At 45.6% G+C, this 24,830-nt stretch carries 16 protein-coding genes; 8 read left to right on the top strand and 8 right to left on the bottom strand.

The window, feature by feature from the left end; genetic code table 11:
• Nucleotides 1-170: 170 nt before the first annotated feature.
• On the top strand, nt 171-713 hold the full coding sequence (locus K4039_RS19900) for a hypothetical protein (RefSeq protein ID WP_265237801.1): 543 nt from the start codon (nt 171-173) through the stop codon (nt 711-713).
• Nucleotides 714-984: 271 nt separating this feature from the next.
• Here the strand turns inward: K4039_RS19900 and K4039_RS19895 are convergent, their stop codons facing one another.
• From K4039_RS19895 to K4039_RS19885, 3 genes are all read right to left on the bottom strand, one after another.
• A complete protein-coding gene (locus K4039_RS19895) occupies nt 985-2,004 on the bottom strand; it encodes a glycoside hydrolase family 104 protein (RefSeq protein ID WP_265237799.1) in 1,020 nt (339 codons plus the stop codon).
• Between the two features lie 102 nt (nt 2,005-2,106).
• Nucleotides 2,107-3,375, bottom strand: coding sequence for a glycosyltransferase (locus K4039_RS19890; protein ID WP_265237798.1), 1,269 nt, complete (start codon nt 3,373-3,375; stop codon nt 2,107-2,109).
• Between the two features lie 479 nt (nt 3,376-3,854).
• Nucleotides 3,855-4,769 (bottom strand): YihY/virulence factor BrkB family protein, encoded by a 915-nt coding sequence (locus tag K4039_RS19885; protein WP_265237796.1) that lies wholly within the window; start codon nt 4,767-4,769, stop codon nt 3,855-3,857.
• 111 nt (nt 4,770-4,880) lie between these two features.
• Here K4039_RS19885 and K4039_RS19880 point away from each other — a divergent pair, with 111 nt between their 5' ends.
• Together K4039_RS19880 and K4039_RS19875 are read left to right on the top strand one after the other, a co-directional pair.
• Entirely contained in the window at nt 4,881-5,972 is a 1,092-nt protein-coding gene (locus K4039_RS19880; protein ID WP_265237794.1) for a hypothetical protein, read from the top strand.
• A gap of 413 nt (nt 5,973-6,385) precedes the next feature.
• Nucleotides 6,386-7,222 (top strand): CNNM domain-containing protein, encoded by an 837-nt coding sequence (locus K4039_RS19875; protein WP_265237793.1) that lies wholly within the window; start codon nt 6,386-6,388, stop codon nt 7,220-7,222.
• A 155-nt stretch (nt 7,223-7,377) separates the two neighbouring features.
• Here the strand turns inward: K4039_RS19875 and K4039_RS19870 are convergent, their stop codons facing one another.
• Nucleotides 7,378-14,346 (bottom strand): FkbM family methyltransferase, encoded by a 6,969-nt coding sequence (locus K4039_RS19870; protein WP_265237792.1) that lies wholly within the window; start codon nt 14,344-14,346, stop codon nt 7,378-7,380.
• A gap of 96 nt (nt 14,347-14,442) precedes the next feature.
• A complete protein-coding gene (locus K4039_RS19865; protein WP_265237791.1) occupies nt 14,443-14,610 on the bottom strand; it encodes a hypothetical protein in 168 nt (55 codons plus the stop codon).
• 220 nt (nt 14,611-14,830) lie between these two features.
• On the opposite strand from K4039_RS19865, the gene ftsH3 reads away from it, so the two are divergent.
• Nucleotides 14,831-16,669 carry an ATP-dependent zinc metalloprotease FtsH3 gene (gene ftsH3, locus K4039_RS19860; protein WP_265237790.1) on the top strand — a complete coding sequence of 613 codons (1,839 nt, stop codon included), beginning with the start codon at nt 14,831-14,833 and terminating at the stop codon, nt 16,667-16,669.
• A 234-nt stretch (nt 16,670-16,903) separates the two neighbouring features.
• Here ftsH3 and K4039_RS19855 read toward each other — a convergent pair whose 3' ends face one another.
• Together K4039_RS19855 and K4039_RS19850 are read right to left on the bottom strand one after the other, a co-directional pair.
• A complete protein-coding gene (locus tag K4039_RS19855) occupies nt 16,904-17,167 on the bottom strand; it encodes a type II toxin-antitoxin system RelE/ParE family toxin (RefSeq protein WP_265237788.1) in 264 nt (87 codons plus the stop codon).
• The gene (locus K4039_RS19850) at nt 17,160-17,477 is read right to left on the bottom strand and encodes a hypothetical protein (RefSeq protein WP_265237786.1); all 318 of its coding nucleotides are present in this window, start codon (nt 17,475-17,477) and stop codon (nt 17,160-17,162) included. The genes K4039_RS19855 and K4039_RS19850 overlap by 8 nt, the downstream gene beginning before the upstream one ends.
• Before the next feature lie 258 nt (nt 17,478-17,735).
• Here K4039_RS19850 and K4039_RS19845 point away from each other — a divergent pair, with 258 nt between their 5' ends.
• Together K4039_RS19845 and K4039_RS19840 are read left to right on the top strand one after the other, a co-directional pair.
• Entirely contained in the window at nt 17,736-18,374 is a 639-nt protein-coding gene (locus K4039_RS19845) for a bifunctional 4-hydroxy-2-oxoglutarate aldolase/2-dehydro-3-deoxy-phosphogluconate aldolase (protein ID WP_265237784.1), read from the top strand.
• Between the two features lie 107 nt (nt 18,375-18,481).
• Nucleotides 18,482-18,997 carry a L,D-transpeptidase gene (locus tag K4039_RS19840; RefSeq protein WP_265237782.1) on the top strand — a complete coding sequence of 172 codons (516 nt, stop codon included), beginning with the start codon at nt 18,482-18,484 and terminating at the stop codon, nt 18,995-18,997.
• A 177-nt stretch (nt 18,998-19,174) separates the two neighbouring features.
• Here K4039_RS19840 and K4039_RS19835 read toward each other — a convergent pair whose 3' ends face one another.
• Nucleotides 19,175-20,764, bottom strand: a complete 1,590-nt coding sequence (locus tag K4039_RS19835; RefSeq protein WP_265237807.1) for an Hsp70 family protein — start codon at nt 20,762-20,764, stop codon at nt 19,175-19,177.
• 210 nt (nt 20,765-20,974) lie between these two features.
• Here K4039_RS19835 and K4039_RS19830 point away from each other — a divergent pair, with 210 nt between their 5' ends.
• Entirely contained in the window at nt 20,975-21,661 is a 687-nt protein-coding gene (locus K4039_RS19830; RefSeq protein WP_265237780.1) for a CPBP family intramembrane glutamic endopeptidase, read from the top strand.
• Between the two features lie 1,709 nt (nt 21,662-23,370).
• On the top strand, nt 23,371-24,540 hold the full coding sequence (locus K4039_RS19825) for a glycosyltransferase family 4 protein (RefSeq protein ID WP_265237779.1): 1,170 nt from the start codon (nt 23,371-23,373) through the stop codon (nt 24,538-24,540).
• Nucleotides 24,541-24,830: the final 290 nt, after the last annotated feature.

Here is a 24,830-nt window from a genome sequence, read left to right as displayed (position 1 = left end):
TGTGATGTAAAGAGATTTTAGGTACTCAGTCAGTTTCATGATAGATTTTAGAGAAATTAAGATAGGCTACACACTGAAATTATCTTTCGGTTATTATAGGATCATTTATTCTGTGGGACTCTCTAACTGATACCCAACAGGAATTAGAGCCAGAAGAGCGGGAGTTAATTATGGCGATAGCACCACTTTTTCAAGAACAATTAGAAGCAGCGCAGCGACATGGAATAGAACAGGGGCTGGAACAGGGGCTGGAACAAGGCTTAGAAAGAGGCTTAGAAAGAGGACTAGAAAGAGGCTTAGAAAGAGGACTAGAACAAGGCTTAGAAAGAGGACTAGAACAAGGTTTAGAAAGAGGTAGACAAGAACAAAAACGCTTAATCTTAGAAAATTTTCTGGTAGTTAGATTTGGAGAATTAACTCCAAAAATGACAGTTGTTTTATCTCCAATATCCAAGTTGCCTGCGGCGGAATTTACTGTGCTGTTGCTGGGATTGTCGATGTTGACAGTTGATGATGCAGGGCGGGAATCTGCGGTTAAATTGTTGGTGGAAAGTGTCTTGCAAGTACGATCGCCCGAATTGGGCGATCTTCTACCAGCAGCCGTCAATAATTTATTGGCATTGCCTCTGGCAGAATTGACATTGCTTGTAGAACAACTGCCCCAACTATCGGCTGATGAATTGAGGGAACGGTTAGGTAAAACACCTGACTAAAACCTGCGATCGCAGCCATCAAGGGCGATCGCAGCCATCAAGGGCGATCGCCCTTTATAGCATTTCCATAATTCTTCAATCAAATTCCTCGCTGCTGCCGATCGCATCGTTAACATGGAAGATGGAAAATTAGCCTAATTTTTAACTTCCCACAACTTCCCACAGAATAGACATCACCCATAACTCCCCCAATCTCAACTTATAGCTATCTCCAAAAACTCTTGTGGGGTAGGCATCCTGCCTGCCATTTACAGGCTTTTCACTGCGATGACTAATTGCTAACAACCAATCCTGGGCGGTAAATCCCTAAATTTTGCAGGTACATTTTTTCCAGTTTGGGTATCGACGAGTCCACTGAACCGCCAAAACGACGAAAAGAAGGCCAGATGTAGGCGAGTTTTCTGATGGCTGGCTCCAATCTACCCGCTTCTATATCTTCTAAAGCACCTTTTTCTCGGATCAACTCTACAGCTACAAAGTCTTGATTTTGAGGGCTGAAATCGGTGATGCTAAATTTTTTAGCAAATCTATCCCAAGTTGTGCTGAGAAACTGATACCGCCCCGCAGCGTCGGAACACAGCTTTTTGCCGTAGCGGCGGCCGCATCTCATTTCTCTGGGATGGTCGCTGAAACTGTCAAATTTGGTGCCGGTGTACTGGGTATGGTAGCCCTCGGAACCAGCAGTGCCTTCGGCTGTGGCAATGGTGTCGAGAAATGCTTTTACTCGATCGCGCTCAATGTTATCCTCTCCTTTGTCTGGTGAGTCGCCAGTTGGAACTTTCGGCAAGGCTTGGGGCGAAGTCCGAGAGCTTTCTGACGAGACAGTCACGCCTTTCGGAGGCGGCGAGATTTCTGCCGAGACAGTTTGTCCCCACAGTTTCGGGCTCATTCTACCCAAAAAAAAGCACGAACAAATGCACAAACTCCACCCCAGCCTCAAACGGAGGCGTTTGGAATGCTGGCTGCGCTGTCGCATCGGCCACCCGTGCAGGGGAATGGCTGCGGGTAAGATTCCTGTTTGCTGGCCGAAGGCGAACAGCGATTTCAAGGCTAGCAAGGTTTGTTTGTAGAAACGAGGTGGAAGTTTGCGAGCCCTCATCGCTGTGGCGAAAGTCTGGACATCTGTCAGAGTCACTTCTGCGAGCGGTTTTTCTACAAACCGCTGAAAACTGTTAGCCGTCTGCCAACTAAAACTCTTGCTGCGAGGGGATTTGCGATCGACCCACAGGCGAATTAGCTCGATGTCTGAAATGGGTTGCAGATAGCTTCCCAGATGTTCTGGTGCGTACAAGAGTACCTCCTGATATCACTTCTAGTTGAAGATTCCCAGTTAGAACGGATGATAGGAACAGGGATCGAGGGAAACTGGCTTCAACCATACTAAGTGATACTACTAAGCGCTCACGGGGTCAAGTTTCATCGCCGCTTTTTCGAGCAGTTGAGTGTAAAGTTGACCTAGTTGGGAGGCTACACCGTCCCAACTGAAATAGGTTTGGACGCGCACTCGGCCTGCTTGTCCGAGTTGCTGGCGCCATACTGAGTCAACTAACAGCCGATCGATCGCACTTGCAAACAGCGCTTCATTTTTCGGTGGCGCCAGTAAACCGGTTTGTCGCGGCACTACGGTATATTTCAGCCCTCCCACGTCGGAGACGACTACGGGCGTGCGGCAGGCCATCGCTTCAATGGCGACTAAACCGAAGGGTTCGTAATGGCTGGGAATGACGCAGACATCGGCGGCGGCGTAGTAGGCGGGGAGAATGTCTCGACTCAAGCCACCGGGAAAACTGGTAATGTCGCTTAAGCCTAATTCTTGAACTATGCTGCCGATCCGATCGCGCTCTTTACCGTCGCATTCGCCCTCACGCCAGCCGCCACCGATAATTAGTTTTAAATCGCCTTTGCCTCGCAGCGCTGACAGACTGACGGCGCGGACTAAGGTTTCGATGCCTTTGCGGTGGTCAAAACGGCCGACGTACAGCACGACTTTGGTTTCCGGTGCTATTCCCAACTGCTGGCGGGCGGCCGATCGCCCGATCGACCCAAACCGCTCAATCTCGGTACCGCAGGGAATGATCTCAATATTGCCTTTTGAGGACACCAGAGACCTCATGTGTTCTCTTTCTTGGGGACTGGTAGCCACTACGCGATCGGCTGTTTCCAGAAGTGTTTTTTCCACTTGCAGCCTGGTTTTGGCAATCATCGGAATTGTCGTAACCGACTTATATTTAACTGCTGCCAAAGAATGATAAGTGTGAACTTGTCGCAGGGGTTGGGATTTTTTCAACTCCATTCCCACCCAAGAAGACAGCCAGTAATTCGTGTGAACTAAGGGATATTGAAAGCCTGACTCTAACTGAAACTTCTGAAATTCGTGAACAAAAATCGGCAAATATCCGAAAAGTTCGTCGCGGGGAATAAATTCTTGTGGCCCTGCTACTAGCCGAATTGTCCGGCAATTGCGACTGTGCTGTACAATCCTTGCTTGTTGGCGATCGGACGATCGGGTGAACATATCAACTTGCCACCCCTGTTTCGCCAGAGCTTCTCCTACTTGACGCACGTAAACATTTTGCCCGCCCGCTTCTTCTTTGCCAATTTCCACAGCCGGATCGCCGTGTACCGAGATCAGGGCGATGCGTTTTTTTGTTAATGAAATCATGATTATTTACCAAAATTTTAAAAAAACTTGCAGATTGAAAGTGCTCTTTTGGCTACTACGTGAGGATTGCAAGGTTAAATCTAATTTTAATTAAAATCAAAATAGGCGATCGATAAATCATCCTTCAGGGATAACTTTCCGGGGGGAAATTGACAGCCGACTTCCTTCTGCTGACAGATACGTGCAACAGATCCAACTCTAGATAATCTAAATAGAAATGAACAAGGGTAAACTAAATTTCCCTGATTCGCGCCGGTGTCAAACTCGAACCTGCTTTCAGCTTGCTGTTCGAGGTGCTTCCGTCAGTCGAAGGTAGAATTGTTACCTTTCGGGAGAAATAGTTTGAGATGTAGAGAAATCAGAAGTAAATCTTCCTAAAGATAGAACTTTACAGGGCGATCGAAAAGAAAGCTAAATTACATTCAAAATTTTTCTTTCCTTGCGCCTTCTGGCTTATGTGTTACTGCATCTTTTTAATGTTAAGAATTGTTCCGATGTTTGCGCGTGGAGGATTCCTCATTTTCGTGCATGGTATTATTTCGCGAACTTCGCATTTTGGAGCCGTATCGATTAGCCCAAACTTGCGTAAACTCGGCGCCTAAGAAGAGAATTTGAGCGGAATAATTAATCCAAAGCAGGATAATCACGAACGATCCCGCAGCACCGTAGGTAGAGGCAATACCGCTACCTCCCAGGTAAATTCCAATTAGGGATTTGCCGATCGTAAACAGCACTGAAGTGATGGCGGCGCCGATCCACACATCATTCCAAGCAAGATCGACATCGGGCAAAAGTTTGTAAATCAAGGCAAACAGCAGCGTAACTACACCAAAGGAGATAGCAAAGTCCACAATCTGCCAAATACCGACTGGCAACTGTAGCAAGCCGTTCAACCAATAACTGACTGCTGCTAAAACGGCGCTAATTACTAAAGATACTAGCAGTAAAAAGCCTATGCCCAAAATCATTGCAAAAGACAATACGCGGTCTTGCAAAAAGCCCCAGATGCCACGTCCGGGAGGCGGTGAAACATTCCAAATAGTATTGAGGGCTTCTTTAAGATTAGTAAATACGTTGGAAGCGCCCCACAAAAGTGTAGCGACGCCGACTAAAGTAGCAATCATTCCCGACTTGGGTTCGGAGGCTTTGAGGATCAATTCTTGGACGGTTTGGGCGCCATCTTTGCCGATTAGACTTTGGAGTTGGGTGACGATTTGACCTTGGGCTGCGTCTGCACCAAAGACTAAACCCGCGATCGCAATTACGATAATTAGCAGCGGAGCGAGGGAGAAGACTGTGTAATAGGCTAGGGCGGCGGCTAGGGTGGGTGCTTTATCTTTTTGCCATTGAGTAAAAGTTTCTTTGAGCAGCGATATGACTGTCTTTAAGTTCACGACCTTTGGTTTCCTTATACTTATGCTTTACCAAGGGATTATAATAGTTTAGGAGTTTTTCAGCCTCAGCCACAAGATAGATTTATCGATTAGCAAACTCAGAAAATTACTATGATGTCAGATTCCAACACAACTGTTAACAGCACCGATGTACAAGTGTCAAAAAAATCAGTGTCCTGGGCAAAACTGAGCACATTAGTAGCGGTGGCAAACTTCTTGCTGGTGATTTTTCATTTCAGTTACCTTCAGTTGCGCCCTATTTATCAGAGCTATTTGCCGGGTATAGTTAAAATTTACGACCCGATTAAAGGTATTAATTCTAGTTTGCCAAATCCCGAATCTTTGCCAAATGCTGACCAGTTTTGGCGAATTGATGCGTGGTTTATCGCCTTTTTTTGGGCGGAATTTTTGATTAAAAGTCTGTTCCACACCCGCCGCAAACCGGGGGTAAGTTGGTCTAATTTTGTGCTGAGGCGCTGGTACGAGGTGTTTCTGTTGATTCCGATTTGGTACGGGTGGCGGATTCTGCCTGTGTTGGTGCGCCTCCACAAGTCGGGTTTGGTGAATCTCGATCGCGCCATTGCTCAAATTACCTACGAACCGGTGGCTTATTTAGCCGATACGATGTCGGAATACATGATGGTGCGGTTTATCAATCAAGCTCAAAGTTCGATCGAACAAGGCGACGCAGCGCGGGTACTGCTGGAACCGCAGCAGACCTACCTTCACGTCAATCAGGAAAATACGATCGAACAAATTACCAACCGGATTTTGGAACTGACAATTTACAAAGTTTTGCCGCAGGTGCAACCGGGTTTGGAAGAATTGCTGCACCACAATCTGGAAACAACCATCAAACAATCGGATTTTTATCAACTCCTGCAAACTTTCTCGCCGATTAATATTCTGCCTAAGGAAATGACCGAACAGCTAGCGAATTATTTAGCTCAAACTGCGGTTGATGTGGTAGCAACTACTTACGAAGATGATAAAGGGCGAAAAATTATTGATAATTTCAGCCAAGAATTCAATCAAAGTTTGCGGCGGGAATTGCAAGATGAAAAAACTCTCGGGGAATTGCAGTCGCTGCTGTCGGATTTGTTAGAAGAAGTGAAGTTGAATTACATTCAAGGCGGGTTGAAGTCCGATCCGGAGGAGACTTTTACGGAAATTGATTCGCTGCGGGAGGTAACGGAGAGTTGAGACAGCAATTAGTTCTGGTTTTGTGAATTGGATTGTTTTTTTTAGGAACCGCCAAGGAGAACAGGCGTCCCGTCTGTTCCACTCAGCTAGATAAGGTGACGCGCATCTAATTTTAACAATTCTGTTGCTTAAAACTCCTGTGGGATGGACTTCTAGTCCGTCCATAAAAATAATTTTTCATGCAGAATAGCTTAAGAGAAGACAAAGAGTTCATAACTTGTACGGTAAGGTGCGCATTGCGCACCCTACGAATACGGGTAGTGCGGATATCCGATATGTGAGGCAGTCAATCTATCTGAATCGACAGCTAAAATAAACGTATTAGTCAAAAATATCTATCGTATTATTTATCTATTTTGAACAACCTTGCTTGCCTGGAAATAGAAGTCGCCCAAACACTGCTGAGATTAGCAATGTTACTGGGCTTAACACTTTTAATCGCGTTTTTTGTGGCGGCAGAATTAGCATTAGTATCAGCCGATCGCCATCAAATCCGCCAACTTGCTCACTTGCGCGATCGCCCAACCGCCCAAACCGCCGAACTCGTCCACCAAGCGCAGAAGAACATACCGCATTACCTGTCGGTGACTCAAACAGGCACAACGGCAGGGAGCTTGCTGTTAGGTTGGTTGGGCGAGAGTGCGACTGTACACTGGATCGAGCCGTGGATCGACAAATTGCCGATCGGTCATTTACCCGCCATGTTGAGCGCTCATTCGATCGCAATTCCCGCAGCTTTTATCTTAGTAACTTACGTCGAGATAGTATTAGGAGAACTCATCCCCAAAGTATTAGCAACCCACGCCCCAGAACGCACCGCTTTGCTGCTAATGCCCGCCCTAGAAATCTGCTCAAAAATACTGTGGCCGCTGCTAGCAATTCTCAACGGTACTGTGCGGCTGCTGACAGATGGGATTACCAGTAAAAAGTCCGAACCGCTGCTGTCACCTTCCGAAGCAACAATCGTGGAAAAAGATGCTCATTCAGCACTAATTTCAGGCGTCTGGGAAGTAACAGCAGTTAACGAAAAACTCGGATTAAACCTGCCGACCAACCAAGCTTACCAAACAATCGCCGGATTTGTGATACACACTTTGGGTAAAATGCCCGCTCAGGGCGATCGATTCTTGTGGGGCGAATTAGAAATAGAAGCAGCAAACGTAATAGAAGGCAGCTTAGAAACAGTCCTCCTGCGCCAAGTAACACGCCCCTTATTTGAGCCACAACATCCAGAACTCGTCTTGAATTGAATAGACTTGAATTGCAAAAATAACTAGGACGGGCTAGAAGCCCATCCCACAAGAAAAAAACATTGTGGGGTGGGCTTCTAGCCCGCCCGAAATTTTAATTAACCTGAGATTTGAGACTAACAACTAATCCCAAATCTCAAAAAGTGCGACCTCAATCACCCAACAGCCACCTTAACCGGACCCCCAACAAACTGCTCATAATCCTCAAACAACCACTCAGGCAAACAACTATTCGCATCCTGAACTTGCAACTGCCCAGCACGACAAAACAGCATCGCCGCCAACAAATTATGTACAGCCTTAGGCGTTCCAAACCCCTTACTCAACTCAGCAACCAACGAATTAAAAAACGCGCGTTCACTCTCATTCAGCGGCTCATTAATAAACCCGCTGCCGAGCATTGCTTTGTAACCCTTGCCAAAATCACTCCGATACAAAAGTTCCACTTGCTCGGCAGAAAGACTCAGCCACAAATCAGCAATTTGCTTGCGAATTTGCCGCAAATCTACTATTACCATTTCTGCTGTCGGATCAATTTCATAAAGATTCACGGCAGCATTTAATTGATTGAGAAACTGCGGCAAATAATCTTGGTTGACAATGGTTTGTTCTGTTGCCAGAAATGCGCTCTCAAACACCTTTTCGTAATCCTCAATCAACCACTGCGGCAAGCGGGTGCGAGCGTCGGGAACCCGCATTTTTCCAGGGAAAAAATACAACATTCCACCCAGCAAAGCATTGATAGCTTGAGAATGCACTAACCCTTTGCTAGTTTCGGTCAATTGCTGCAAAAACTTCTGTTCGGCTTCAGTCATTGATTCTGCTTGCAAGCCGCAGCTAAGTATTGCTTGATATCCTTTGCGAACTTCGCCTCGGTAAAAAGTTTCGAGTTTGTCTGAAGGGACATTCTGCCAAAAATCAGCCAGTTGTTTGCGGATTTGGCGGAGTTCCAAAACTACCGATTCGTCAGACGAATCAATGCGGTAAAGATTGACGCATCCTAACAGTTGATTCGCAAATTGTGGGGATTGAATGTATTGAGCTAGCAAGTCAGAACTTGAATCAGACTTGACGGCGGATTCAGTCTCAAAAACTTGTTCATAATCCCCAATTAACCAGTGTGGCAAGCGGTTGCGAGCGTCGGGAATGCGCATGGTTCCCGGTGGGAAATACAGCATCGCCGCCAGCAAGGCATTGACAGCTTTGGGATGCACTAATCCTTTGCTAATCTGCGTTAATTGCTGCAAAATTATTTGTTCGCTTTCCATCATGGCTTGATGTTGAAAGCCGCTAGTCAGCAGAATTTGATAGCTTTTACCGGGCGCACTTTTGTAGGTTGCTTCCAGATTTTCGGCGGGAATGCTCAGCCAAAAATCAGCGATTTGTTTGCGGATTTGACGCAGTTCGGATATTGCTGAGATGTTTGATGAGTTTCTTTGGTAAAGCTGGACGTTATTTGAGAGAATCTCGCTCAAATCTGGCTGCTTGGGAATGCTAGCCTGCAAGCTGTGCGAGGCTTCTAGGTGGCTGCTTTGCCAGTTGCTAAAGAGTTTTTGGAATAATTTTGCGATCGCCCCTGAATATGCAACACTGTCAAAACAGGGGGGATTGGCTTGCATTTTTTGCTGAATTTCCTGCCGTTTTTGCTGGCGCAGTTGTGGGTTAGTGCCGAGGGTAACGGCTAGCTGAATGTAGGATGCTTCGTCATGGGCGATTAAATCTGGCATCAAGAGCGATCGTACCACAGCCGCTCCCATGCGCGATCGTAAAGTATCACCATCCCGAACAACAGTTGGCAATCCAACCTCCAGCGGATCAACCAGAGAAGTAGTCCCCGCATAGGGATAAGAATCCAAATAAACATCACCCAACTTCAAAACTTCCTTAACATCCGCACGATTAGGAAAAGCCTTCAACACCCGCAAACGCTGACTCTCAACCCCATACTTAGCCAAAACCCCTTGCAGATTATTCACAAAAGCCGCCCCTGGATAATAATTAGTCCAGCTAGGGCCAAAAGGCATTAAAAACAGCAGAGAATTAGGAACAGCCGCCAGAATTTTTGCCCAAGTTTCCCTTAACTCCGGCACCAACTTATACAAATTCGCACTCGAAACAAACACAACCGATTCCTCAGAAATACCCAGGCTATTTCTAGTCAGTTGAACATTAGGAGTATAAGGTTCGAGAGTATAGCTAAAACAGCAACCAAGCCCATCAACAGTTACTAATTCCTCCCGATAATGCGTGCGTCCCTCAATTGTCGGCTCCATCAACTTACCAGCAATATAATAGTCAATGTGGCGCATTCCCGTCGTGACAGGAGAATTAAAACAAGTAGTTTGTACCCGCGCCAGTCGATGCAGTGCTAGTAAACTAATGGGATGAGTTACAGCAGTAATATTGGTAGCAATCAGCAGAATATCTAAATCATCAGCGCGGATTGTCTGAACTTGAGTTGGCAAATCATTCGACAGTTGCACCAGTCTGTCAGCGCGACTCTGGCAATACTGTTCTAGTTTATTCCCATCGAGATTGATAGCGTACAAAATAATCTCAAATTGCTCTCGGTTGAGATATTCAAAAGCAGGCAAAGTGGCGAAAGTTTCCGTCATCGCCCCGAAATGTTTAGTCAGAACTCCGACCCGAATTTTCTGTCTGTTTGCAGACCTTGCCGGAAAAATGCAATCAATCGCAGCCCCGCGATTTTTCATGGCAAATTCAATAATATCTGCCCGCTTCCTGTATATTTCTTTGAGATTTTCGCTATTGAAGTATAGAGGGATGAAGTTAGCGCTTTGAGTGAAAAACCAGGCAATTTCCTGCCAAACTTGTGAATTTTGGTTTTGGAATATATTGCGGTGTACGTAACTAACCCATCCCTGCACATAGTGGCAATAATTGTCAGCCTCTCCTAGTTCTTGAAATAGCGTCGGCGCCGCAAACATAAATTTGAGATAGTCGTTGACAAACCAATTGGGTATAGCTGCGTTTTCATACTTCAGCAACAACTGGTCAGCCCGACGGTAAAGAGCGGCTGCTAGTAAGTAGTTAACATCTTTGAGAGTTTTAATTCCCTGGGATATATGTGCTGCTAGTTGAGCTATCAAACTCTGTTCGGCATCTGTTAGTGCTTCATATTTGATAGTGCTGTTGAGCAGCATTTGATGTGCCTTACCTGCATCGCCGGAGTAGGCAGTTTCTAGTTTTTCTGCGGGTAGATTCACCAAATAATCGGCAAGTTGTCGGCGGCAGTCGCGGATGTTAGCCAAAGCAACTTGATTAGTTTGGTCTTTTTGGTAATCTCCCAAGTATTGAGGAAGGGAAGCTAAGAATTGTTCTGGTTTAATAACTTGAGCTAATTCATCAGCAATCAAGTTGCCGTGTTGCTGCAAAATTTGTTCTGACCAACGAACTTCTTCGGGTTTATAAAGTTGAGAGTGCAGGCGAACAATTGTAGCTCTCATCAAGTCTAATTTTGGGCGTTCTCCCGCCATCCTTTGGGTTCTGCTAGAGCCGTCGCCATGTTGCCTATAGTATAGGTAAGGCTGAGGTAAACGATAGCCTAACCAGCCTTTTTCATAGGCAGAAATCCAAAATTCCCAGTCTTCGCATCCCAGCTTCATCACTTTTTTCAAGCCGCCTACTTGCTCGTAAATTTCTTTTCTAAATAAGGAAGTAGCGGGGGCTTGATTGTCTCTCAAAAATTTATTGGGTTCAAAGTCGCCGTGGTTGACTAAATCGCAGTTTGCCCCGAAGTGCTGCACATCTGTATAGACAAAGCCCACATTCGGTTTTGCTGATAAAACTTCAACGCACTCCTCTATAAATTTGGGATGAATTTTATCATCAGCATCCAGGAATAAAATCAATTTTCCTGACGATTGCTGCACGCCAACATTTCTCGAATCAGCGGGCCCCGTGTTGGGTTTATCGATGAGGCGCAGCGCTTTTTGAGGATACAATTGAATTAAATAGTTTGCGAAGTTGCTGGTATCATCGGTGCTACCGTCGTTGACAATTATGCACTCCCAATTTTGATAGGTTTGATTGGCAACACTCTCTACGGCTTCTCTGAGTAGATTTGCGTGGTTGTAGCAGGGGATGATGATGCTGACGAGTGCTGGTTCGGACGTGCGGTAGGGCATGGCATTTAGCTGTGATGGAGAGATGGCAACGGGGACGGTAGTGGCGGGTTTGACACCTCGGCGGATGATGCCGTATTCATTCCATATCTTAAGCGTTTCTTGTTGCGATCGCCCTGAACCATATTCTAAACCTTGTTCGTTGTGGTAGTAAAGCCCGATCGCTTCCGGGATGCGGCACATATTTTCTGTTTTGCCAATCCGCAGCCAAAATTCGTAATCGCCAGCCGCAGTCAATTCTGCTCGGAAATAGCCATGTTTTTCATGCAGAGATTTTCTCCACATCGGCTGAGAACCCGTAATGCAGCGCTTTTCCAGTTCCCCATAGGAAAATTCCGGCCAATTCCACCGCGTTTTAGATTGCGTCGCCGCCCAAGTATCATTAACAAAATTTGTAATTAATTGATCTCCGTAAACCAGGGCAGTTTCTGGTTGCGATTCCAAATAATTAGCCATGATTTCCAATGCGTCGGGGCGGTGTCTGTCGTCGGCGTTAGCATTAGTAATGTATCGCCCTCTCGACATTTGGATGCCTCTATTCCAAGCCGCATAAATCGTTTCTCGCTCTGGTATCCGGCAGTAAATTATGTTAGGATATTTTCCTTGAAACTCCCGAACTACTGCTCCTTCATTCTGTTGGGAATTGCTGTCAATGACAATGATTTCCAGTGCGCCTTTTTGGTACAGGGTTTGGTTTATCAGGTCTTCCAGACATCCGCGAATAAAGTTTTCTGAGTTGTAAGTAGAAACTATGGCGGATACTTTTAATGAATCTGAAACTTGAGCAGTGACATCTTTTGTTTCATATTGAATTTTTGGCGTCTGTTTGTCAATTAAAGTCATGAATTGAACTGCAACATTCGTCAGTTCGCTTTGCAAACGGCTATTGTCGTTCGCCAACAGTTGTTCAAATTGGCGCGACAAATTTAGATCGAAAAACTGCGTGAAGTGAATTCCTTTTGTTTGCCAAAAGTTGTTGATGTAATTGACCTGATGTTTGATATGATAGGCAACTGGACTAGCAAGATATTTCAGATTGAGATTTTTCTGATGAGCGGTAAGCGGTATCCACAAATCCCACCAGGGAAGACCTAAACTAAATTGGGAAGTGGGAAACTGTTCTAACAGTTGTTTGTCAAAGAAGAAGAAATCAAATCCCTGAGCGTAAACTTTCCCCTCTGTGTTTTCAGATGTCTCGACATCGACTCGCGAACCGAAAACTATGGAATTTTCCGCTTCTTTGCAGATTAAGGCGAGAAAATCGTCACCAGCTTTCAGGCGGATGTCTGAGTTGACTATGCCGCAGATTTTTGTAGGGCGATCGCGCAAATATGCAAACATATCATCAAGATACACTAGCGGTCTTCCCGCTTCGACCCGTGCATCGCGGTTGACAGCCTGAAAAGTAACATTGGCATAGATGGGCTGTAGTTGGCTAATTTCTTCAGGGGTATTGAGCGAAACAGGCGAAAATCCCAGAGCTCGCCAGCTTTCAACAGCAGCCCGCTGATTCTCAATATTTCCCGGTGCTATGCTGGTTACGATGATGGTATTGTTTATCTCATTTACAGACAAGCCACTCGAACTAAAATTACCCGCATCTTGACTCGGAAGTGGTTTTTTGACATAAAAAGCATCTCCCCAAGATGGATGGGAAGGATTGGCCATCGCTACTCGTTGAAAGCCGTAGGATGAGAGAAAATCATCAATTTGGTCAATTAACGCGCACCCTTCATAAAGTTCTTCGCGATTAACTTCTGTGATAATTGCGTCTATATATTTCAAAGTCTCGACTGCGCCTTGAAAAGCCAAAAGTTCTGCCCCTTGAATATCAATATTAATGATATTAAAATCGGCTGAAGTGAAGGGGCTTTGTTCCAGAAGTGCGTCTAGAGTTTTCGAGATGACGGTAACTTGATTTACCTCTACCATTCCGGGGTAAATATCTTTATGCAGCTTCAGGGGCAGAATGCTGCTGCTCATATCGTGGGAATTTACGCGCAGATTGACTGTGCCATTTTCGTTGCTGACAGCGCAATTTGCCGCCCACACATTAGGAAGTCCAGCTATATTCTGTTTCAATCTTTCAAAGACAGAAGGGTTAGCCTCTATGAACAGCACTTTTGGCACGCCCATCGCTTGATATTCCTTCATTTCTTGCCCTTCATGGGCTCCGATGTGAATCAGACCGCGCGGGGTAATCGAGTGTTCCTGACAAAGTTTCTGTAAGTTGAGATATCCTTTTGTTGCTATCACTTCATTGCTGCTATCTTTAGCTTTTCCACCACCAGAAATATGATGTTGATTTGCCTCGAATTTAGCATAAATATCTCCCCACAGTAAGGAGTCATTGCTAGATTCTAGGTACTTGACAAGGCGTTCCTCGGAAACCCATTCAGGAAATACTAAATTAGTTTGTTCGCCATTGGCAAAATTAAAAAGCTTATAGCCGAGAGTTTTCAGGTGGTTTATGCACTTTTTTGTATCGTCAATAAATTCTATGGCAAACTCAAATGATATATAAGGAATTGGTGTAGATAGTCCCTTTAATACTTGATACTCGAAGCCTTCTACATCTATTTTACAAAAATGTGGTCGTCCCCACACTTCGATCATCTCATCTAAGGTAGTAACTTCTACGCTAACAGTTTCATTCCATTGGTAGTTAGCAAAACGTCCGGTTTGCCATTTTTTAGAAAAAGTTGATATGTAATTCGCATCATTACATACTGAAAGCTCCATCGTTCCCGCTTGTTCCGCCAACCCCTTATTAACGATGGCGATATTTTGATTATTCTGGTATTTTTCGGTCAGGATGTTGACACAATTTGGCTGTGGTTCAAAGCAGATTACTTTCGCCCCAGCGGCAGCATAGACATCAGCTTTTTGCCCTATATTTGCCCCCACATCAAAAACAAGCTCTCCAGGTTGAACAAAGTTACGAATAAAATCTATTGCCATTGATGATTTAATTGCCATTGTTTTAAATTCCTTTTTTATTGCTGCAACATGAAAGTCAAAAGTCAGAGTTTAGTTGAATGATTATTCAGGAGTTTTAACCTTTTACAGGATATTTTAGAGGATGCCGAAGGTCTGTGGCTTAACTTTTTTGAGTGATTTCCTATATATATAGGTAAACAGCCGATCGCGATCCTGTAACTCCAAAACTTCTTCATAGTTATAGGCCAAGTCGGCTGCCAAAACAGCACAGTCAGCGATCGCCTGTTGTGATGCACTTGACAAAAATAACTTGATCGTGTAATCAAAAATTTACCTTTTGCGAGGAAAGCATCCCATCACCTGACGCAGTAAAGCCACGTTCGGTTTCCACCACCTCAGACAAGCGATCGCCCTTGCCGGGATTCCGCCCACACAAAAACAAGTTACAATTACGTTAAGATTGATGAACATAAATAAAAAATCCCGAACTGTAGGGACTAAATAATTAGGAGGATCGACCTCGGTGAATAAACGGTGGAGAAACGCTGGACTGTACGCACTGCTGGCTATTGTAGTCATTGCCCTAGCAACCGCATTTTTTGACAAACAGCCCCCAAGTAGGGAAGTTTGGAAGTACAGCCAATTCATTCAGGAAGTCGAAGGCAAGAGAGTAGACAAAATAAATATCAGTTCCGATCGCAGCAAAGCCCTCGTAACGGCTCAAGACGGCAACAAGGTACTCGTCAACCTGCCGAATGACCCCGAACTGATCAACATCCTGACCAAAAACAACGTAGACATTTCAGTTCTGCCCCAAAACGACGAAGGCTTCTGGGTAAAAGCCCTCAGCAGCCTGTTCTTCCCGATCCTGCTCTTGGTAGGACTGTTTTTCCTGGTGCGGCGCGCCCAAAACGGGCCCGGAAACCAAGCCATGAACTTCGGCAAATCCAAAGCTAGAGTTCAAATGGAACCTCAAACTCAGGTGACATTCGGAGACGTAGCCGGCATCGAACAAGCCAAGCTAGAACTCGCCGAAGTCGTAGACTTCCTGAAAAATGCCGATCGCTTCACCGCAGTCGGAGCAAAAATCCCCAAAGGCGTACTGCTAGTGGGCCCTCCCGGAACAGGCAAAACTCTGCTCGCCAAGGCAGTTGCTGGAGAAGCTGGCGTTCCCTTCTTCTCGATTTCCGGTTCAGAATTTGTCGAAATGTTCGTGGGTGTCGGTGCTTCCCGCGTCCGCGACTTGTTTGAACAAGCTAAAACTAACGCTCCTTGCATCGTATTTATCGATGAAATTGACGCGGTAGGCCGCCAGCGGGGAGCTGGTTTGGGCGGTGGTAACGACGAACGGGAACAAACCCTGAACCAGTTGCTGACCGAAATGGACGGTTTTGAGGGCAATACAGGGATCATTTTGATTGCTGCTACAAACCGCCCCGACGTGCTGGATGCTGCGCTGCTGCGTCCGGGCCGTTTCGATCGCCAAGTTGTGGTCGATCGCCCCGACTTCTCCGGCCGCCTGGAAATTCTCAACGTTCACGCCCGCGGCAAAACCTTGTCAAAAGACGTGGACTTGGAAAAAATCGCCCGCCGGACACCGGGTTTCACAGGTGCCGATTTGGCTAACCTGCTGAATGAATCGGCAATTTTGGCCGCCCGTCGCAACTTGACCGAAGTCTCGATGGATGAAGTCAATGATGCGATCGACCGCGTGCTCGCAGGCCCAGAAAAGAAAGACCGCGTGATGAGCGAAAAGCGCAAAACTTTGGTAGCTTACCACGAAGCCGGTCACGCTTTAGTTGGTGCTTTGATGCCCGATTACGACCCCGTTCAGAAAATTAGCATTATCCCCCGCGGCCGCGCTGGCGGTTTGACTTGGTTCACACCGAGCGAAGATCGGATGGATTCTGGCTTGTATTCTCGCTCTTACTTGCAAAATCAAATGGCGGTAGCTTTGGGCGGCCGCATTGCTGAAGAGATTGTCTTCGGCGAGGAAGAAGTCACGACTGGCGCTTCCAATGACTTGCAGCAAGTGGCAAGAGTAGCACGACAAATGGTAACTCGCTTCGGTATGAGCGATCGGCTCGGCCCTGTAGCTCTCGGTCGCCAACAAGGGAATATGTTCATGGGTCGCGATATCATGGCCGAACGGGACTTTTCTGAAGAAACCGCAGCCACCATCGACGATGAAGTGCGTTTGTTGGTAGAGCAAGCTTATCTGCGCGCTAAAGATGTACTGGTTGGCAATCGCCACGTCCTGAACGCTTTAGCAGAGATGCTAGTTGATAAGGAAACTGTGGATGCTGATGAATTGCAAAATTTGTTGGCTAACAGCGATGTCAAGATGGCAACTATTGCCTAATTAATTTTAGGTTTTAGATTTGAGATTTTAGGTTGAATCTAAAGTTGGAAATCTGTAATTGGGGTGGTTCTAAGATAATCTGGAATCGCCCCGATTTTTTTGTGTCGCGGGCTGTTTCAGATCAAATCCGCTGACATTGGAATTATACCAGAGTGCGATCGTCCCCGATCGCGAGGAGATCGCGAGTGATCTGGCGATCGCACTGTATCATTTGTATGTAACCGAACTTGAACTTCACCCTTGATAAACTTCTCGCCGGTGACGAACTTTACTGATATCGATCGTGCGGCTGTCGTCATCAATGGTGTAGATTACCCTGTAATCACCAATCCGAATTCGCCAACCATTTTTCTCCCCCTTTAACTTGAGACACCCCGGCGGGCGCGGGACACTTGCTAAAGCATTTATCTGGGGATAAATTCGGCTGCTGATTTCAACGGGCAGAGCATCCAGGTCTTTTTGAGCCGAACGTGCAGTAATGACCAAGTAATCAGACATTCAACATACCCTTTTTCTCAAGCTGCTGCTTAACTTCTTCCCAGGGAACTCTTGGTTCATCTTTTCTAGATTCAATGGTCAAAGAGTCATAAACATCCTCCCAGAGTTCGCCGTGCTTCTCAAATTCGAGCACCACCGCAATTTTTTCGCCTTCGCCGTCAACTAAAAACTGAAAGTCTGTCGGTTCACCGCATTCAGCCAACACGTCAACCCAAAATTCACTGTGTTCTTTGAGGTCAACAATTGCAGCGGTTTTGTTGCCTAGATTATCGGTTAAAAATTGAACGCCGCGCATATTGTAGTTTGGCATATATCGAAGTTTGTAATGTGTACTAAAATTATATCCTAGTTAGAATGATACTAATTTTCCCCAAAAAAAGCAACTGTATGCCCATGTTCCAAACCATACCATAATAATCATTAGTAGACCTTTGGCTAAAGTCACCTCTTGAAACTATTTGCGTTGATCTGCGTGCATCTGCCTAGTATCTGCGGTTGATCGGCTCTATCAAAATTTCATGCAAGAGGTCTATTGATTCTCAATCTTAAATCTAAAATTTCAAATCGCATGAATCATCAATCTTGGTTGACACAACTAAAAAAACACCGGGCGATCGCAGTCATCCGTTCCTCCGAAAAGGAACTCGCTTGGCAGATGGCATCAGCGGTAGCAGCAGGCGGATTTGTGTTTATTGAAATTACTTGGAACACCCACAAAGCTGCTGAATTAATTGCCGAACTCCGCTCGGAATTTCCTACTTTTAGTATTGGTACTGGCACTTTATTAAACTTAGAACAGTTACAGGAAGCCATAGATTGCGGCGCTCAATTTTTGTTTACTCCGCACACAGATTTAGCTATGATTAAAACAGCAGTTGATGCCGGAGTGCCGATCGTCCCTGGTGCTTTTTCTCCCACGGAAATTGTGACGGCGTGGCAAGCAGGCGCTACCTGCGTTAAAGTGTTTCCGATATCCGGTTTGGGAGGCGCAGCTTACCTCAAAAGCCTGCAAGGCCCTCTGGGACACATTCCTTTGATTCCCACTGGCGGGGTGACAGTGGAAAATGCGAAGGTATTTATTGACGCTGGGGCGATCGCCGTTGGTTTGGCCGGAGACTTATTTCCGAAACACTTAGTAGAAAATCGAGATTGGCGGGCGATCGTCCAAATTGCCCAAACTCTTACCCAAAAGTTAACAATTAGTTAACCTCTCTTTCCCAATCTAAAATCTATAATCTACAATCTAAAATAGTACAATGTGTGAAACTTTCCAAATCTAAAATCTAAAATCTAAAATCGTCTTAGGTGTGAGGAATGAACAGCATTATCAACTCAACTTACTTCCGCCGCTGCGGAACTTTCTTAGCCGCTTGCGCCCTAACAGTTGCTGCATTTTCTGGGGGACAAAATCCTGCAATTGCCAGTTCGCAGCACAACAAAATTGCCAATAGAATTATGCAGTTGCAGCAATCAAGTCAGCGCTGGATAGAAATTGATTTGTCAAGACAAAGATTAATAGCTTGGGAAGGAAATCAACCTGTTTATGCAGTGACCATTTCCAGCGGCAAATCATCGACTCCCACCCGCACGGGAACCTTTGCCGTTGAAACCAAATACCGCGTTGCTAGAATGACTGGGCCGGACTACGATGTGCCCGACGTTCCCTATACAATGTATTACGACGGAGGCATGGCAATTCACGGCGCTTACTGGCACAATTTGTTTGGCAATCCCGTCACTCACGGCTGCACAAATGTAGCTGTAAATCACGCTAAATGGCTATTCAATTGGGCCTCGGTGGGGACACCCGTGGTGGTGCACAAATCTTAGGTTTAGGGCATGGGGCATGGGGCATGGGGCGTAGTCGAACATTATTAGGAATGACGGATGGGTAGTCAGAAACCGGGTTTTTTGCGAAATACTTAGTTATAGCCCGCAGATTCAGTCAAAAACCCGGTTTCTTGGTCGGAGTTCATCAGTTCTGGTTTTTTTAGGCGTGCTTAATTCCTAACTTAACTGCACCACTGGTTTATCCTCCAACAACGTTTCATTCGTCAACAAATCTTCCACAGTAATCCGCAAAAATCGCTGTTCGTCCACGCGGAAGAAGATTTTGATGCGATCGCCCCCCGGATACCCCGGCGGCGTCAATTGCGCGATACTGCGAGCTCCATCTTTGTCATTTAGCGGCTGTACCGAAGTTTGGCCCGCGATTTGGCGAGTAATCAGCCGATCGCCGTCAAAATATATCTCGGTGCCGCCAGTTTCCGCTCCCAATTCGCCGATAATTAATTCAATACTCGGCTGATTTTCCAAAGAAGCTCCCAAGACTAATTCTACCGGTTCGCTCATCGGATAAGACTGGCCCGATTTAATTAAACTGTGCCAACTGTGGCAATTTTCGCGGCGGTTCCAGTAGCGAATTCCGTAACTGTGGTACAGAAAATCTTTGATTTCTATGCCTTGACTCAGTTGCAGAGCACCTTGGGCGATCGCCTCAAAAGGTTTATCGCACCGAATCTTTGCCGGCTCGAAATATTGCTCAACCCAACGCTTTACGGCGGGAATTTGAACCGTACCGCCAACGAGCAAAACTGCATCAATGTCGCCAATTTCTAAACCTTGGCGGCGCGCTTGCTGCAATACTTGATTCATGCACTCGTCGAGGTTGTCAAAAAACTGATGTTCGGCGAGGATCGATTCAAAGCGCGATCGGTCTAATTCTAATTCGTAACTCTCAAAATTTTCATCATCAAAATAAACCTCACTCGCCTTATTTACCAAAGATAACTGAATCTTTAACCGTTCTGCCAATCTCGTTGTAATCGGAGATTTTGCTAACTTTTGCGTTTTAACAAAATAGTCAACCAGCCAATTATCAATATCAGAACCGCCCAAATTTTGTCCGGCCTTAGCCAAAACCCTGGCTACTTTTGCCTTTTGTGCCGAAGATTCAGCTAATAATTTTTCGCCCCATTTCAGCAGAAAACCCAGGGGCTTTTTGCCAGCAGAAATGTCCAGGCGCACTAAAGAAAGGTCGAGAGTTCCGCCGCCGAAATCAATGACTAACAAAATTTCGCGATCGGCTAAACCGTAACCCAAAGCAGCCGCCGTCGGTTCGTCCAACATCCGCACCTGTTCTACTTGCAGAGATTCAGACACTTTACCCAACCAATGGCGGTAAGCTTCAAAACTATCTACCGGCACAGTAAAAATTAAAGAATCTACCGGCAAGGGGAGTTCACGAATTGAGTTGACAATTTGGCTCAAATACCATTCACCTACTCGTTCAAAATCAACAATTTGCCCGTCAATTTCCGGCACAAAACCCTGCACCGAAGTGCCAATTCCCCGCTTAAAATTGCGAAAAAACCGAGAATCTCCACTCAAATCAAGGCCTTTGTCGCGGACTTGCTGACCGAGAATAACTTTATTTTGAGCAGCGTCCTCAACGTATAGCAAACTGGGAATTAGGGGCGGGTTTTGAGCCGAGATTGCCGACAATCCCGGTAATTTCAAAGTTTCTGGCTGCTGGATGGCCTGATTCCAGCGAGCGACGACGGTGTTGCTAGTTCCAAAGTCAATGGCGATCGTCATTGGGCCAAAATACACAGCTATTAGGGATTAGATTATATTATGGTATTTTGAGCCGCAAATGCAAACAGGCGATCGAAATGTTCTTACATGAACATTTTGTGGCAACCCAAAAGGCACGCCACTTTGATAAGCGGCACAAAACTCCCTTGTCCGCAGCAGCAAAGCTTTTACCTTCGATCTCAATACAATTTTTCAAATGTCGCGTAAAAAATGCTGGATAATGGCGATCGCAAAACAGCACTCTTAGCTCTCACACTGCTTGTCCCTGCCGCCAGTATTGGTGCAGTAACAGCATTATATATTGGCGGAAGCTGGGGACAAACACTGTCAGCCTTGTGTCAAGTTTGGTTGCTGGTTTTTCCGATCGCATGGTCTGTTTTAGTCGATCGGCAAAAACTGCATTTCTCCCTCCCCAACCGCCGAGAATTGCTGGCTGGAGCTATTTGGGGAATATTCATGTTTGCGGTGATTGTGGGTATCTACAGCCTTTTCGGTCAGCACTGGATCGATCCTGTAACTGCCAAAGAAAAAGCGCAGCAATTGGGTATTAGCAGCCCTAATATTTACTTGATGATTGAAGCCTATTTTGTGCTAGTCAACTCGCTAATTGAAGAATTTACTTGGCGGTGGTTTGTCTGCAACAAATGCCAGATTCTGATACCGGGAAAAACAGCAATATTTCTGAGTTCACTATTTTTCACGCTCCACCACATTATTGTAATCGCAGCTTACAGCGACTGGCGCGCCGTAATTTTAGGCTCATTAGCAGTCTTCACCGCCGGGATAATTTGGTCGCACTGTTATCTGACTTACCGTTCGCTTTGGTCAAGTTATATCAGCCACGCGATCGCAGATTTAGCCCTGGCAATTATTGCTTGGCAAATCCTCTTTAACTAGCCACTTTTTTAGCAACTATAGCCCAATACGCGATTTTTAACACTTTTTGTCCGCAGCGATCGCGCCCCAGAGCAATCTCCGTGTCTATTTTTCACATCGTTATGACTGCGGGACTGTCTTAACTCAACCTTATTCGGCTCTGCTGGGATTTAGACTGATGCTGCGCCACAATTTAAACCTAATTTGTTCCCATTGAGAGATGCTTTGTGTTAAAATATCTGTTTTAAATCATAGATTTTGTTGCGCTGGCGAGCGCATAATGCTAACTATGTGAAAACTGGTAAACCATATCGCTGCAAGCATCGGCAGCACAACGCCCAAAAGTACGCCGATTGTGATTCGGAATCGCCAACTCAGGAAAAATGATTCTTTCATAACAGGATTTTTTTGTAAGCGAACTCGTTTGATACATACCGCTAAGCTGGGCCTACTACTTAAGAGTCAAGGTTGCCATGATCTATATCACTGTATCCTGAGAATTTCTTTGATTTCTACACGATCATTTGATAATTTACGGAACTTGGTTTTTGCGGTAATTACTTAGACAGGATTTCCGCACGTTACATACTCGGTGGAGAAGTGGCAGTCACTTTTGGGGATGCTTTCAGGCGATCGCCTGCCATTAACAACTGCCAAACTCAGGCAGTTAATTAAATTGATACCGATGAAACTCTATGTTCTGTCGCGATTACAAAACCTACCTTTTCAAGCAGTGCCGGACGCATCAAACGGTTTTTTCACACCTCTACGACAAGAGAGCGAGGGATAGTCAAAAAAACAGGTTTTTTTCCTGATTAGTCTATCCATGACTGTGATTCCCGCGATCCCTTTCTGGATTAGCTCGCACCTGTGCAGGTAGTTGAGCCAATAACCATCTCTTAATCCCGAAAAAATATCATATTTTTAAGCAATACTGACTGTACGTATAGTCACTCAAAAAGCACAGTCAACGAGTCATATTTATAGCTATGGGAGCTATCGAAAATCCATATTTTAAAATTAAAAAATTGGTAAGAATTCAGGTCACTGAAATCCTTGCTGGGCAAAGACTTTAGCTCTGGAGCTTGATGCTAAATAAATTTCTATTCTCAATAAATGACGAAAAATGACAGTTTTTCGTCATTTATTGAGAATCAACAGATCAGGACAAAAGCCCTTATTTTGCCCTAAAACCCTTTCCAGACAAGCGTTGGAGCCGCAAGTTTTTAGACCTGAATCCTTACAAAAATTGCATCTAGTTGTTTTTAGTATAAAGTTTTTTTGACCGCGATTTTCATCTGCGGAATATTGTGACGATGGCTACCTTTACCCAATGCTAAAGTTGGGTGAATTTCGGTTTACCGTACCTCTCTGTCGGTAAGATAAGCAAGTGATGTTATGTTAGACACGAAGTATTGTATAACTTCGTATTGGTAGCAAAAAAAGCTGCTGTCAGAGCGGGTATCTGTCTTTAGAAGTAACTTTCGCAGACATCAAATAATCTCCCTACAGGAACTGTTTCAGGATCGAATCAATCATTACTATAAATTGAATGACCGCGACATTGTGGATCGATACTGGGGTGTTGCGAACAGTCCCTAGGTTTGATTCTATGTACACACCGGGAAAGTGGTAATTAATCTTCACCCGCCCCTCTTTCCTGTCGGCTCTCACAAAGCGCACTCATCGTAGCGCCGAAACCGAGTCGGATTCTTTAGCGGGAGTTAAACATGAAAATCACCTTTGTTCTTCCTACTCTGTGTCTGACTGGTGGAATTCGAGTAATATCTATTTTCGCAGAACTCTTGAAACAACGAGGACACTCGGTGTTCGTCATCTCTGTACCCCATGTTCAACCGAGTCTGCGCCAGCAAGCCAAGTCGCTGCTGCGGGGAAGGGGTTGGATTTCGACACCTGAAAACGAGCCATCATTTTTCAATAATTTGAGTGTAGAACACAAAATTATCGATCGCTGGCGCCCCATAGAAGACAAAGATGTACCTAACGCTGACGTAGTAGTTGCCACCTGGTGGGAAACAGCCGAGTGGGTAGCAAAACTCTCTCCCAGCAAAGGAGCAAAAGCTTATTTTATCCAGCACCATGAAGTTTTTGACTATCTACCTGAAGGTAGAGTTGAAGCAACTTGGATGCTGCCCATGCACAAAATTACGATCTCTGACTGGTTAGTTGACCTAGCTCGGACTAAATACGGCGATCGCCAAGTTTCCTTAGCTCCTCCGAGCGTTGACACCAAGCAATTTTATGCCTGTCCTCGCCACAAACAATCGGTTCCGACAATTGGCATGATGTACTCTACAATTTACTGGAAAGGAACCGACATCGCCCTGAAAGCTTTTTCCCTAGCTGCTGAAAAAATTCCCAACCTGCGTCTGGTTGCCTTCGGTGTAGATGCCCCATCCTCCGAATTGCCCCTACCGGCCAATGCCGAGTATATAATTCAACCCGACCAAGACAAACTCAAAGACTCTTACAGCAAATGCGATGCGTGGCTGCTGGCGAGTCGCTCTGAAGGCTTCGGCTTGCCAATTATCGAAGCGATGGCGTGCCGCACTCCCGTCATCAGTACCCCAGCAGGCGCTGCTCCTGAAATTCTGAGTGGCGGTACTGGCATACTTGTAAGACCAGAAGATCCCGAAGAAATGGCAAAAGCCATAGAATCTATCTGTCAGTTGTCCAATGCCGAGTGGCAAGCCATGTCCGAAGCCGCCTATGCTAAGGTCATCAATTACTCTTGGGAAGATGCCACGGAGCATTTTGAAGCAGGATTGAAAGTTGCTGTAGAGAAATCTCAACAGCGTGACGTTAACATAGTTTCCTGTTCTCCCTACTATGCCGAAGCAGCACTATGCGGCGTTGGCAGCGGCGCCGGAAAAAGTTAAGCTTTGATCTTAACAGCAGCAATTTGAAATTCTGCGGTAGTCAAGCGAGCGCGGGATTCTGCGTAAGAACTCAATTATCGTTTGGTGGGGTGCTTCTGCTAAAACTCATATCGCCCGTGTCCTGTTTTCTACCCAACAGTCTCGACACGACTTCTGACCGCATCTACCTAAAAGACTGGTTCAATCTTACCGCTGGCCAAAATCTCAAGCCTAGTTCAACAGATGTTTTAAAGCTGACGCCGTTACAGGTTAGACTGGTCTAGTCCTCAAACATCTCCCGATTTCTGATT

Origin of the sequence: Lyngbya sp. CCAP 1446/10, from assembly GCF_026130175.1 — a bacterium.
Classification (GTDB): Bacteria; Cyanobacteriota; Cyanobacteriia; order Cyanobacteriales; family Microcoleaceae; genus Microcoleus.
The sequence above is the reverse complement of the archived record's forward strand: the minus strand, read 5'-3'. Positions and strand labels throughout refer to the sequence as shown.

Excerpts from the sequence above, each read along its gene's own strand:
- K4039_RS19870 (WP_265237792.1), bottom strand. The coding sequence starts at position 14,346 with ATGGCAATTAAATCATCAATGGCAATAGATTTTATTCGTAACTTTGTT.
- K4039_RS19890 (WP_265237798.1), bottom strand. The coding sequence starts at position 3,375 with ATGATTTCATTAACAAAAAAACGCATCGCCCTGATCTCGGTACACGGC.
- K4039_RS19845 (WP_265237784.1), top strand. The coding sequence starts at position 17,736 with ATGAATCATCAATCTTGGTTGACACAACTAAAAAAACACCGGGCGATC.
- K4039_RS19880 (WP_265237794.1), top strand. The coding sequence starts at position 4,881 with ATGATGTCAGATTCCAACACAACTGTTAACAGCACCGATGTACAAGTG.
- K4039_RS19855 (WP_265237788.1), bottom strand. The coding sequence starts at position 17,167 with ATGTCTGATTACTTGGTCATTACTGCACGTTCGGCTCAAAAAGACCTG.
- K4039_RS19900 (WP_265237801.1), top strand. The coding sequence starts at position 171 with ATGGCGATAGCACCACTTTTTCAAGAACAATTAGAAGCAGCGCAGCGA.
- K4039_RS19825 (WP_265237779.1), top strand. The coding sequence starts at position 23,371 with ATGAAAATCACCTTTGTTCTTCCTACTCTGTGTCTGACTGGTGGAATT.
- K4039_RS19875 (WP_265237793.1), top strand. The coding sequence starts at position 6,386 with ATGTTACTGGGCTTAACACTTTTAATCGCGTTTTTTGTGGCGGCAGAA.
- K4039_RS19830 (WP_265237780.1), top strand. The coding sequence starts at position 20,975 with ATGCTGGATAATGGCGATCGCAAAACAGCACTCTTAGCTCTCACACTG.
- K4039_RS19835 (WP_265237807.1), bottom strand. The coding sequence starts at position 20,764 with ATGACGATCGCCATTGACTTTGGAACTAGCAACACCGTCGTCGCTCGC.
- K4039_RS19850 (WP_265237786.1), bottom strand. The coding sequence starts at position 17,477 with ATGCCAAACTACAATATGCGCGGCGTTCAATTTTTAACCGATAATCTA.
- K4039_RS19840 (WP_265237782.1), top strand. The coding sequence starts at position 18,482 with ATGAACAGCATTATCAACTCAACTTACTTCCGCCGCTGCGGAACTTTC.